Source organism: Maledivibacter halophilus, assembly GCF_900167445.1.
GTDB lineage: Bacteria > Bacillota > Clostridia > Peptostreptococcales > Caminicellaceae > Maledivibacter > Maledivibacter halophilus.
This window is the reverse complement of the sequence record NZ_FUZT01000001.1, coordinates 752,785-765,202: the sequence shown is the minus strand read 5'-3', so window position 1 is coordinate 765,202 and position 12,418 is coordinate 752,785. Positions and strand designations below refer to the sequence as shown.

At 30.2% G+C, this 12,418-nt stretch carries 12 protein-coding genes and 1 riboswitch; of the genes, 1 reads left to right on the top strand and 11 read right to left on the bottom strand.

The window, feature by feature from the left end:
• Positions 1-206: hypothetical protein (locus tag B5X81_RS27260; RefSeq protein ID WP_208984970.1), on the bottom strand; the 206-nt coding region annotated here is incomplete at its 3' end.
• 226 nt (positions 207-432) lie between these two features.
• Positions 433-524, bottom strand: a riboswitch (cyclic di-GMP riboswitch).
• A gap of 254 nt (positions 525-778) precedes the next feature.
• On the opposite strand from B5X81_RS27260, the gene B5X81_RS03445 reads away from it, so the two are divergent.
• Positions 779-1,597 carry a YwaF family protein gene (locus B5X81_RS03445; RefSeq protein ID WP_079489376.1) on the top strand — a complete coding sequence of 273 codons (819 nt, stop codon included), beginning with the start codon at positions 779-781 and terminating at the stop codon, positions 1,595-1,597.
• A gap of 143 nt (positions 1,598-1,740) precedes the next feature.
• Here the strand turns inward: B5X81_RS03445 and B5X81_RS03440 are convergent, their stop codons facing one another.
• From B5X81_RS03440 to B5X81_RS03395, 10 genes are all read right to left on the bottom strand, one after another.
• Positions 1,741-1,923: a hypothetical protein gene (locus tag B5X81_RS03440; protein ID WP_079489374.1), complete on the bottom strand. Its 183-nt coding sequence runs from the start codon at positions 1,921-1,923 to the stop codon at positions 1,741-1,743.
• 131 nt (positions 1,924-2,054) lie between these two features.
• Entirely contained in the window at positions 2,055-2,423 is a 369-nt protein-coding gene (locus B5X81_RS03435; protein ID WP_079489373.1) for a hypothetical protein, read from the bottom strand.
• Positions 2,424-2,618: 195 nt separating this feature from the next.
• A complete protein-coding gene (locus B5X81_RS03430) occupies positions 2,619-3,125 on the bottom strand; it encodes a Gx transporter family protein (protein ID WP_079489371.1) in 507 nt (168 codons plus the stop codon).
• Between the two features lie 161 nt (positions 3,126-3,286).
• Entirely contained in the window at positions 3,287-4,168 is an 882-nt protein-coding gene (gene sdaAA, locus B5X81_RS03425) for an L-serine ammonia-lyase, iron-sulfur-dependent, subunit alpha (protein WP_079489370.1), read from the bottom strand.
• A gap of 86 nt (positions 4,169-4,254) precedes the next feature.
• The gene (gene sdaAB, locus B5X81_RS03420) at positions 4,255-4,926 is read right to left on the bottom strand and encodes an L-serine ammonia-lyase, iron-sulfur-dependent subunit beta (protein WP_079489368.1); all 672 of its coding nucleotides are present in this window, start codon (positions 4,924-4,926) and stop codon (positions 4,255-4,257) included.
• 132 nt (positions 4,927-5,058) lie between these two features.
• Entirely contained in the window at positions 5,059-6,411 is a 1,353-nt protein-coding gene (ypeB, locus tag B5X81_RS03415; protein ID WP_079489367.1) for a germination protein YpeB, read from the bottom strand.
• A gap of 14 nt (positions 6,412-6,425) precedes the next feature.
• Entirely contained in the window at positions 6,426-7,316 is an 891-nt protein-coding gene (sleB, locus tag B5X81_RS03410; RefSeq protein ID WP_139380231.1) for a spore cortex-lytic enzyme, read from the bottom strand.
• Between the two features lie 566 nt (positions 7,317-7,882).
• On the bottom strand, positions 7,883-9,181 hold the full coding sequence (locus B5X81_RS03405; protein WP_079489365.1) for a peptidoglycan-binding domain-containing protein: 1,299 nt from the start codon (positions 9,179-9,181) through the stop codon (positions 7,883-7,885).
• 274 nt (positions 9,182-9,455) lie between these two features.
• On the bottom strand, positions 9,456-10,205 hold the full coding sequence (locus B5X81_RS03400) for a tRNA threonylcarbamoyladenosine dehydratase (protein WP_079489364.1): 750 nt from the start codon (positions 10,203-10,205) through the stop codon (positions 9,456-9,458).
• Positions 10,206-10,405: 200 nt separating this feature from the next.
• Positions 10,406-12,385: a molybdopterin-dependent oxidoreductase gene (locus B5X81_RS03395; protein WP_079489362.1), complete on the bottom strand. Its 1,980-nt coding sequence runs from the start codon at positions 12,383-12,385 to the stop codon at positions 10,406-10,408.
• Positions 12,386-12,418: the final 33 nt, after the last annotated feature.

Below are 12,418 nucleotides of genomic sequence, written 5' to 3'. Positions count from 1 at the left end.
TCTTCTACTTCTTTATCTTCGTCTTCTACTTCTTTATCTTCGTCTTCTACTTCTTTATCTTCGTCTTTTTCATCTTTTACTTTTTCTTTAATATTAGTTTTGCTTTTATTTTTTTCCACATTACCTTTTCCCGCTGCAAATGCAAATCCAAAGCTTGTCAAAATTAATGTTAAAATTAATATTATTGATAAAAGTTTTTTAAACATATTTCTCACTCCTTAAACTTATGTAAAATTTTAAAATATTCCTAAATCATTTTTATTATTTTCTTACAATATTAACCATAACCCCCCCTCTTTCTTTATTCGTATTATAATTTTCCTAAGAAAAGAAAAAACACCTACAAATCATAGGTATTCATATTCAAACTGCCTATTAAAATATATCAATCTACATATAACCATATAGATTGGAAATTTTCCATGAATATTTTTCGGCAGTCTGGCAATCATAGAACAACATATTTGTTCCTTAGACCCATGGCTTTGCGTCCTTACCTTTAGATAAGTTTGCTATTGTCGAAATATTAAGTTTTCTTTATTATATCATAAATTTATGTATATTTTAAATAAAAAATCGATTTTTGTCGATTTTAGTAAAATTATCCTAAATCAATTTATACAATTCCATATATTTTTATCTGCCTAATAAAATTCTTAAACTTATCTTAAAAATATAAAAAGGGTTTTTTTTTATCTGAAAATATTGCTATAATATAAATTGTGGTAATATGACGATAAAACAAATTATTTTGTCGTCCTGAAAGGAGTAAGTAAATTTGTCTATAGTATCATCTCTAATTACAAATAAATCTAAATTATTTGTAAAAAGTATAATTATAAATATGGATTTGTTTTGGAATGAAACCTTAGGAAACAATGAGTTCAATCTTTTTTCTAAAGCTCATTTATTGATACTAGGTTTCATATTTAGTATGATTTTTTTAATGTTTGTCTATAAGGAAATTCTAAAAAGACCTAATATTCGAATAAAATTTGGTCGAATAATTGCATTTATTCTATTGTTACAATCTTTCTTTCAACATTTTTGGTATATCGAAAGAAAAGTCTTCACTTTAAAGGAATCTTTACCACTATATTTATGCAGAATTACAGTTTTACTATGTATTTTTATGCTTTTAAAGGAAAGCTATTCTCTTTTTGAGATTGTTTATTTTTGGGGCTTAGGCGGTGCAACTCAAGCACTTATAACTCCTGATACTGGTGGTTTTATTTTTCCCCATTGGATGTATATTCAGTTTTTCATTGGACATGGAGGAATTTTAATTTCTATCTTCTTTATGATTTTATCATACGGATATAGACCAACTATAAAATCATTGAAAAAGACATTTCACTGGAGTTATATCTATTTGATTGTTGTTGGAATGTTTAATTATTTAGTAGATGGAAATTATTCATATTTAAGAGGAAAGCCCTTAACATCATCCGTACTTGACTTTTTTCCAAAATATCCATATTATATTCCTATACTAATAGCAGGTATGTTTTTCATTTTTATTCTTCTTTACATACCCTTTTATATATACGATAATAAAAGAAAAAAGCTGCATAATATAATCAATACCTCAAACTGATCAAAATTCTTTTAATATATGAAAACCACTAAAAGCATTAATATAGTTAAATGCTTTTAGTGGTTTTTATATATTAAAAATATCTTTAAAAATCAATATTCTTAATATATTACACTTTTATAAAATAACTGTTAAATTTTATTTTACTCCCACTTAGGAGTATTAAATTTGCCACTTGCTTCTATTCTTTTTCCTTCATTTTCAGAAACAATATAGGCTGATATTCCTTGATTTTCATATTCTTTAACTTTATTCACTGCTTCTTTTCTGCTCATTGGTGTAGATATAGAATTGTCTTTTCTTACAACAACAAATTTTTTATCCATTTTTAATCTCCTTCTTAAAAGCATTCTTATTAATTAGAATTTCTCTTTATCTTTTTTATATTCATAAACACATTAAATTTTTTCATTAATTTGAATATAAAAATAGCCTGGGTTTTATCCCAAAGCTATCTTTATTGGTTATATGATCTACTAATTTCTTTATTAAAAAATGCTATATTTATTAGAAATAATGATCCCGCCTTAATCATAGGAGATTGAATCCCAAGTTTATTAAACAATGTAATGGCAATTACTATCACCCATGGTGCAAGTACTGATTTTACAAATAAACCTTTGGCATTCCCTTCTTCTTTTTTAAACACGGAAGAGAATATGGTTGCAAAACTTAAGGAAACAAATATCATTGGCACTATATACCCTATAGCCATATTCCCATTTGCAAATTGAATCCTTGATAATATCCCCGCTATAAGAAAAATGATCCCAATAGAAATTGATATCACTTTATTTCTTGTTAAAAGCTTTATTATTTTTTCCACCAAAATACCCCCTTTATTATACCTTATCAAAGGGTAAGGGGGTTAATCAATGCAATATTTTTGGATATATTAGTAGAATTAACCTAGCTTGCCTTTATAATCTCATCATATTTTAAATTTTTACCAAAAATTCAACTGTCTAGATAGAAGGCCTAAGGAAAAATTGTTGTAATAACTATTTTATTTTCCTAAATATTAAATATCTATAATTCTATTTAATGAAAACAAAAGGTACTTTGTAACTAATCCAACAAATAATCCAGTTCCTATAGCTGCCAAAAATAAAACAGGTAAATATACGAATATATTAATATTATTTATAACAAAAGCTGCTGCTAACAACTGTCCTATATTGTGAGACACTGCTCCAACTATGCTTATACCTATTACGCTAACATTTTCTTTTCCTATTCTTCTAATAAATTCCATAAATACAACGCTTAGCATACCTCCTGAAATACTATATATAAATCCAGATAATCCTCCACCAAATATTGAGCCTAATATTATTCTAATTATTAAGACAATAACTGCATCCTTAAAACCTAAAGATATTAGTACAGTTAATGTTATTATATTTGAAAGTCCCAATTTAGCTCCAGGAGTTATGAAAGGCACAGGTATGGTTTTTTCAAATATATGAAGAGCTAAAGCCATAGACACAAATAATCCCATAATTACTAATTTCCTCGTTTTCTTCATGTTTTCCCTCCAATATTAAGCCTTGTCCTAATATGTATTTTAACATAATGAAACAAAATGAAATATCAAAGACCCAATGTTTTCTTCAGCAGAATCTAAACTTGGGCCTTCCTCTTTATATTTATTATTAAATTTATTGTATCTTTTAATATCGCCACAATCTATTTATTAAAAACATCATCCATTATTTTTTTACCTGTTGGTGTGGCTGCCAATCCTCCTAAGGCCGTTTCCTTTAAAGAATTGGGTAAAGCTTTCCCTACCTTCAACATAGCATCCACCACTTCATCAAAGGGAATTATACTTTTAATCCCTGCCAAAGCCATATCCGCTGATATTAAAGCATTGGCTGTACCTATGGCATTTCTCTTAACACATGGACATTCTACTAGCCCAGCAATAGGATCACATACTAATCCTAAAATATTTTTTAATGTCATGGCAGCAGCATGAAGAGCAGCTTCAGAATTTCCTCCTAAAAGCTCAACAATAGCTGAAGCAGCCATAGCCGAAGCAGTCCCGGTTTCAGCTTGACACCCTCCCTCAGCTCCTGAAACAGTTGCATTTTGAGATATAATAAGCCCTATGGCCGAAGCTGTAAATAGTGCTTCTACCAATTCACTTTCTTTAGTGTTGAACTCTTCTCCTACTGTAATTAAAACTCCAGGTAAAATTCCACAGGAACCTGCTGTTGGGGCAGCCACTACCTGTCCCATTGAAGCATTTACTTCCAAAACTGCCATAGCACTAGCCACAGCCTTAAGCATTCTACTTCCTGAAAGAGTCTTAATGTTCTCATATCTATGTCTAAGTAATTTTGCATCTCCTCCAACCAGTCCACTTACAGACTTTATATCTTCTTTGAGCCCCTTCTCAACTGCTTTCTTCATAACATTAAGATTATCCTTCATTAAATCTAATATTTCTTCATCACTTTTCTCTGAATTCTCAACTTCTCTCAAAAGCATAATTTCCCATATTTTTTTATTGTGCTTTTGACAAAGCTCAATTAATTCTTTTCCATTACTAAATTTATATTTCATTATATCTTCCTTTCTTTTATATAAAACCATCCCAGAAGCATAGATATTTCTAGTCTGTATAAATTAAGTTTTGAAGTTATTTATATTTATATAGAATTAATCAAATAGATATTTTTAATTTCCCCTATAGATTTTTTTATATATTCCACAAGTTTAGGTTCTAATTTATTATCGGATTCAATAACCATAAAAGCATCTTGGCCTTTATCTTGTCTATAAACACTCATAAAAGCAATATTAATTTTATAATAGGCTAAAATCTTTGTAATCTTCGATATAATCCCTGGATGATCTAAATGTCTAGTTATAAGAGTGGGGTATTGCCCTGTAAATTCAAGTCTTAATCCATTAATCTCTATAATCTTTATATTTCCTCCACCAATAGATGATCCCATAAGCTCTATTTCTTCTCCACCGGACTTTTCAATTCTAAATTTCACTGTATTTGGGTGAACTTCCCCTAAATCATCCTCAATAAATTCATACTCTATCCCTTTTTCCTTGGCAATTTTTAATGAATTTTTAAGTTCTTCATCACTTTCCTTCATACCCAGAATTCCAGCCATAAGAGCCCTATCAGTTCCATGACCCCTATATGTTTTTGCAAATGATCCATGAAGTATAAATTTTATTTTTTTTATATCATAATCAGCTAACCTTCCTGCAATCTTCCCCAATCTAGCTGCACCAGCAGTATGTGAACTTGAAGGCCCAATCATTTTAGGCCCAATTATTTCAAAAGCACTATAATTTTTCATATTTTTCTCCAACTCCTTTGTTGAATGTAAATATTAATTTTACCATATTTATATTAATTTTTCTATTCTTTTATTTTAAATTATTTCATAAATTAAAAGCTCCTTAGTAAATATACTAATGAGCTTTTAACTTTATATCATCAATACCCCCTGTTCCTTGATAATCATCTGAAGTATCTTTTCCTCTTCTCCAGTTTCAGCATTGACATATATTAAAAATGTATCCTCTTTATATTTGGCTGTAATTTCATAGCATAAAATTTCTTTTGAACCCTCGGTTGGTATAATAGCTAGTTTCGTTTTCTCTATATCAGCATAAATACTTATCATATTTGAAGCCTCATCAGAAGAAATTTTTGGTTTTTCAATCTTTCTTTCATGATGGTTTGATAGGTACCCATCGGCTTCAAAACCTACTATACTTCCATCCTCCAAACTTATCTTTACTTTAATTAAATCTGTATAAACTATTATATCATCTTCTTTATAAGCAAAATTTATAACCACTTGCCCATCATATTCCTCAGAATATGTTGCAACCATATTTCTATATCCATTTTTTTGAAGAAACTGATTAGCCTTCTCGGTGGCTTCTTCAGTACTTAATTCTTTTTTCCCAATAGGTTTAGTGTTTAACATCCACAGTATTTTTCCCGCCTTTTTTGTTATAGCTAAGGTTATATAGCTATTTTCTTTTCCTTCTTCCTTTAGCTCAACTATATAAGATGGAAACCTTGTGTTCTTTGTTTCAGTTATTACATTGGCCACATACTTTTGATTATTCTTCAAAAACTCAGTGGCAATTTTCTTTGCTTTATCCTTTGATATTTCTTCACCTTTTAACCTAGGTTCCATTTTTTTAATATGTTCTGAAAATGGTCCATCATAGATTAATTCAGGATATTTCTGCATTCTCTCTTCAACGTTTACAAAACTTTTATTAAGCATATGCTCATTTGTCTTATCCATATCTTTACTTGTCTTTTTTATAAGACCATCAAGTTCAACACCATTTTCTGCTATGTCATCTTGAAGCTCTAAAAGACTTTGAGCTAAATAGTTGGAATAATTATGTAATTCCTCTAATGTTCTTATTTCCTCACCAGTAAGTGGTGTCCCTTTTAAGCATTTACGTGACATAGCCATACTGAAATCTCCAACTTGACTTAAGAACTTTTGAGTTTTACTGACATCACTATGTCTAATAGGAAGCTGACTTAATTCTTCTTGAGCAACATAGCATTTATACATTAAATCTGTAAATAAGAGTACATTTTGCTTGGGAGTTCCTGAAATCATAACCTTAGCTAAATTAGACTGAATATTTTCAACATTACCTACTAAATTATAAAACATTCTTCTAAATTGATTTTCAATATATATACTATAATTATTAAGATCATTATATTGATTATATCCCCAGTTAAATGTAAGTCCTGTTATTATTAGAAGGGAAACAACCATACCAATTAGAATATTCTTCACCTATATCACCTCTACTATCTTTTGGCAAAAACATGCCTTCCAATTCTCAAAGTTGGATTAAGCCTCCAAATCCATGTACTTGTAGATTTTACAGGATTCCAATAATACAATGCTCCTCCAGTTGGGTCCCAGCCATTCATTGCATCCCTAGCAGCCTTATATGAGTTTGATTCTATCGGCTCATATATCTGTCCATTAGATACCGCTTCAAAAGCAAGGGGCTGATATATAACTCCAGCAATTGAATTAGGAAAAGAAGGATTCTTCACCCTGTTCAATATTACTGAACCTACTGCCACTTGTCCCACATAAGGTTCTCCTCTAGCTTCTCCATTTATTGCCATGGCTAAAAGAGTTAAATCATCAGTTTTTGAAACGCCTTTACTAGTTGCTGTATAATTTTGTGCTTTAGTTTTTCCTGTTATTCCAAGTGCTTTTTCAGTTTCAGGGCCGATATATCCATCTACCTTTAAGCCATTTCTCCTTTGAAATTTTATAACTGCAGAATAAGTATTTCGACCATAAATTCCATCTACTGAACCGTTGTAATAACCCCACTGCTTTAATTTTCTTTGAGCTATCTCCACAGTTTTATTATATTTAGAAGCTACTTTCCTACTACTAATTCCTAAAGCTTTCTTAGTTTCACCTCCAACAACTCCATCTACCCTTAAACCATTTTTTCGCTGAAATAACTTTACCGCTTCATAGGTTTGAGTTTTATATATTCCATCTACTGCCCCCTTATAATATCCCCAACTCCTTAGTTTTTCTTGAACCTCTTTGACATCTTCTCCCCTTGTCCCCCAATATAATGTTCTTGCATAACATATATCTATGTAAAATACAGCCACGAGCATGAAAATCAGTATCATTGATATGATAGTCATATACTCTTTTTTCATTTTAATCCTCCTTGAAATTTATAAAATTCAATTGATTTTGTTAATATTTTCTGTTATCTATTACTCTTTTATTCCTTATTATAATAAAAAAAGCTAGTTAAAACCTTCATTAAGGTTCTAACTAGCTTTTCCATTAATTCAAAATTTCAATATTTCTCATTTAATAAACTCAAAAGCTTTTATTATAATAATTATTAATATAAGATAGCTACAAACAGCTATCTTATATTAATAACATGATTACCAATATTTAGAATAAAACCAGCTATTCCAAAAATAATTGAAAAATATGTGGCTCCAACAATTAAAGCCTTAATGTTCTTCATATTTTTATCTACCCCCTATAAGACTAATTTCTTAATTGTAGTATATTATAGTATATAATCCCTTTTCCCTTATTGTAGATTATACCACAAAACATAATATTCTAATCATAAAATAACTTTTGTAATAGTTTTTTAATATCTTAGACATAAATATACAAAATATCCTTTATAAAAAGTTCAAACTTTTCTTCACATACCAAAGGAAATAATCTTATAGGATATAATATGAAATTATATGTATTATTTTAAACCCGCAGCTATTTTTACACAATTCTGATGTTTTGAATCCTCTTTATTATCCTTATGTCTCCTGCTATTTTTGAAATGTATATCTACATGTCCAGAAATCCCATTTCCCTTTACAAAGTCAAAATTATAGCCATACCCGTATCCACCACTTCTACCAGATACATACTTACCAGCCGCTTTACCTTCTACACCGGCATGAGGCATTGCTGTCATGGAAGCAGCAATAGTTCTTCCATTTACATATACCAATACTGGCTTCCTTGTCCAGCTAAAACCACCCCATATTTTTTTCATGATTTTAGTATCATTTTCTGTCAAAGGTTCTACATCCGCATGATTAGACCCTGCAGTTACCTTCACTTTAAATTGCAAACCAGTTTTTAACTCCTTTACCGTAAGGACCGTTTTATTTCTTTTAAGCATTTTCTTTACATTTTTCCAATCTAAATACTCTCCATATCCTCTTTTTACAGCTCCTCTACTAACAGTATGAGAAATTAATCCAAGGGTCTTCATTTTTTCTAAAGTCTTACCCCCTACAACTCCATCAACAGCTAGTCCATATTTTTTCTGAAAATTTTTAACTGCATTTTCTGTTACTGGTCCAAAATATGTAGTAAAATCATCTTCCTTAAATTCTCCACATTGTTTTAAAACTTTTTGAATTATTTTTACTTCCGGATGAGATATTCCTTTTTCATATTTAGGTAATGTTAGTTTACCAATTAACTTTATTACGCCAATATTATGAGTTACTAATCCTAGATCCTGCATCTTTTCTATGGTTTTTCCTCCTACAATCCCATCAACAGCTAGTCCATATTTTTTCTGAAAATCTTCAACTGCACTTTCTGTTATTGTTCCAAAATATGTAGTGATCTCATCTCCTTTATATGTACCAATATCTCTTAAGGCCTCTTGAATAATTTTAACATCTAAATGGGTCATGCCTTTTTTATAAGCCTTCATAGAAAGATTCCCATATGTAAAAAGTCCTAACGACTTCATTTTATCTATTGTTGACTTTCCTATTATACCATCAGCAGTTAATCCATATTTCTTTTGAAATTCTATTACAGATTTTTCTGTTATAGAACCAAAGTATGTAGTTATTTCACCATGATCAAACACACCATCCCTCATAAGAGCTTTTTGGATTACTTTTATATCTTCATGCTCCATCCCAACTTTATAATTTGAAAAATTGAGATTCTGACTTACTGCTAAAGCCGTTGAGGTAGTACCTATTAAACAAATTGAAGTTAAAACCGCAGCAACTGTTCTCCTCACAAAATTTCCCTCCCAACAGTTTTTGGACAAACTTTCTAAATTTACTATATCATTTTCAAATACTGAAAATCAAGTATTTGTAGAAACTTGACACTATTTTATTAGTAACTCTATATTGACAAAGGTAAATAAATCATAATCTAACAATTTAAGACAAAGAAAAAAGGAAATGATTTAAATTTCCTTTAAATAAATTATCCCTATAAACTTTTCTATGAAAATCTACAAAATCCTTTTTATATTTTTTACCAATTGAGAAAATTGTATAAATATTCTACCTCAATAGATCCTTTACAACCTCAGATGCTATTATAAGACCTGCCACTGAAGGAACAAATGCTACGCTTCCAGGTATTTGTCTACGAGTTATGCAAGTCCTTTCCTTATTCGTACAAATACAATCAGTTTTACAGCTAGAATTAGCTTCAATTGGTTTTATTGGTATCTCCTTAGAATATACGACCTTTAGTTTTTCTACCTCTCTTCTTCTTAATTCTTTTCTCATAACCTTTGCCAATGGACATATAGATGTATCAAAAATATCTACTATCTCAAATTGTGTAGGGTCTAGCTTATTACCTGCTCCCATACTGCTCATAATAGGAATATTTCTTTTATAACATCTTTCTGCCAAATCCAGTTTAGAACTCACCATATCTATTGCATCAACTACATAATTATATTTATTGTCCAAAAGCTTTTCAGCAGTCTCCGATGTATATAACATCTTATTGGTAATAACCTCGGCTTTAGGATTAATATCTAGTATTCTTTCCTTCATAACATCGACCTTTGGCTTTCCAACTGTACTTCTAAGGGCATGGATTTGTCTATTTATATTTGTCAAGCATATATCATCATCATCTACTAATGTGAATTTTCCAACTCCAGTCCTGGCCAAACCTTCTGCAACAAAGGCTCCCACTCCTCCAATTCCAAATATGGCTACCCATTGCTTCGATAATTTCTCTAATCCTTCCTCTCCTATTAATAATTCTGTCCGCGAAAAAGAATGTAATGCCATTTTTACTGCCTCCTATTAGATCAACATTATTATAAAACATAGTCTTTATAGATAGTTAACCTGTTGTGCTAGTAAATGAAATTTTTTGTTCTAAAATATAACTTAGGAAGTTACACAACAAGTTACGTTAATAATTAAGTAAGGATTCTTAGTGGGTACACCGTAAATCAAACTTTCCAAGCAATATATTGATATCAAAACTATACCCTTTCAATTTTACAAAAACATTCATAATATGCTGCTTGTTCTCCTATATCACTTATACTATCAGGAGTTAGAAAATTTACAGAACCACTTTTATGCCACCAGCCTTCATATATCATTATGATATCGTCTCCAATATCTGAACTGATTTCTAATTTTGCCTCTAAAGCTCCGTATTTGGATTTTATTTTAACTATTTCATTAACATGTACATTATTCTTTTTCAAAGTATTTCTATTTACATATACGACTGGTATATTTTCTTCAAAAGCAAAGTGTTGAGAATGAAGAGAATCCTTAAAATGTGGTGTGATTAATCTCAAATTATAATCCTTCTTTTCATTCTCAGTTTGTATATATATAGGAATAGGACTTATCCCTTGTTTTTCAGCCCTCTCTGAATATAACTCATACTTACCCGATGGAGTATTAAATTTTTTATCCTTCCATGGGATATCCCTATCTCTTATTGTGAAGATTTCATTCTTCAAATATTCATAACTCACCTTAAAATTTTCCATTATTGGTTTTAATGCTCTTTTAAAGAATTCTTCCCTTTCAATATCTGGATATTCTCTAATATCCATTTTCTTAGCCAATATTCTAAAAAGATCATATTCTCCAATAATTCCATTAAGAGGTTTTACTGCTCTGGCTGAATAATTAAGATAGGGAGAAAACATAGAAGAATAAATAAAATCCTCCTCCTCTAAAATACTAGTTGCAGGCAATACTATATCTGCATACTTAGCCGTATCAGTCATAAATATATCTATAACAACCTTAAAATCCACCTTATTAAAGGCTTCTATAGTCTTATTTATATTTGGAACTTGAACCAAAGGATTTGATTTAGTAATGAATAAGCATTTAATAGGTGGATTACCGGCCTTCATAATAAAATCAGCCAATTTTGTTTTAGAATATGTTCTTCTATTCTTTACGTAATGCTTACTTTTCTCAACCTCTCCGTCTATATACTCATCAATAAGCTTATTAGAATAATTAACTCCTCCACCTGCAATTCCTATATTTCCAGTTAAAGCTCCTAGGGCATCAATGGCCCTAATATTATTTCCACCATTTTTATACCTCTGTAGTCCGTAACCAATAATTATACTCGATGGCTTATTCCTAGAGTAATTTTCTGCAAGTTCCTTAATTTTTTCTTTATCAATTCCTGTAGTTTTTTCAGTATAATCTAATGTAAAATCTTTAACATATTCTCTATACTCCTCATATCCCTTTACATGGTTCTTAATAAACTCCTGATCAATTAAATTTTCATTAATTATATAATTTGCAATTCCTAAAGCCAGTGCTCCATCCGTAGATGGGGTTATATGTATGTGCTCCGAAGCTATTTTAGTTGTATTAGTATTAATTGGATCAATAAGATATATATATCCACCATTTTTCTTGGCTTTAGTCAGATATTTCACCAAATGTATATTTGTATCAGCAGGATTCCTCCCCCATATAATTATTGTTTTTGAATTAACTAAATCCTCTGGAGAATGACTTTTATTATCACCAAAATCAAGTTTTTGGGCTTCAATCCCAGCTCCCCAGCATAGACTGCCAGTATGAACAGTTGCTCCACCATAATAGTTAAAAAACATCTTATCTACTGTTTTACTAAGACCTCCATAACCGCTGTCATAAAAATGCAATACAGCCTCTGATCCATAGTGAGCTTTTATTTTTTTAAATTTTTCACTAATTTCATCTATCGCCTCATCATAACTTATATCTATCCATTTTTCCTTATATTTTTTCTTAGGATTTAATATTCTATCTGGATGATATAATCTCTCTAAATGCTTTTTCCCCTTCTTACATACAAAGCCCTGGGTAAGAGGATGAGATTTGTCGCCTTCTATTTTTACCACTTTTCCCTCATTTATGGTTGCTATCATCGAGCATGCATCGAAGCAGTCAAGAGGGCATGAAAATCTTATCTTTTTTTCTGCCATTATAATTCTCCTTTGTTAAAGCAAAATAATATA

Excerpts from the sequence above, each read along its gene's own strand:
- sdaAA (WP_079489370.1), bottom strand. The coding sequence starts at position 4,168 with ATGAAATATAAATTTAGTAATGGAAAAGAATTAATTGAGCTTTGTCAA.
- sdaAB (WP_079489368.1), bottom strand. The coding sequence starts at position 4,926 with ATGAAAAATTATAGTGCTTTTGAAATAATTGGGCCTAAAATGATTGGG.
- sleB (WP_139380231.1), bottom strand. The coding sequence starts at position 7,316 with ATGAAAAAAGAGTATATGACTATCATATCAATGATACTGATTTTCATG.
- B5X81_RS03440 (WP_079489374.1), bottom strand. The coding sequence starts at position 1,923 with ATGGATAAAAAATTTGTTGTTGTAAGAAAAGACAATTCTATATCTACA.
- B5X81_RS03395 (WP_079489362.1), bottom strand. The coding sequence starts at position 12,385 with ATGGCAGAAAAAAAGATAAGATTTTCATGCCCTCTTGACTGCTTCGAT.
- B5X81_RS03400 (WP_079489364.1), bottom strand. The coding sequence starts at position 10,205 with ATGGCATTACATTCTTTTTCGCGGACAGAATTATTAATAGGAGAGGAA.
- B5X81_RS03430 (WP_079489371.1), bottom strand. The coding sequence starts at position 3,125 with ATGAAGAAAACGAGGAAATTAGTAATTATGGGATTATTTGTGTCTATG.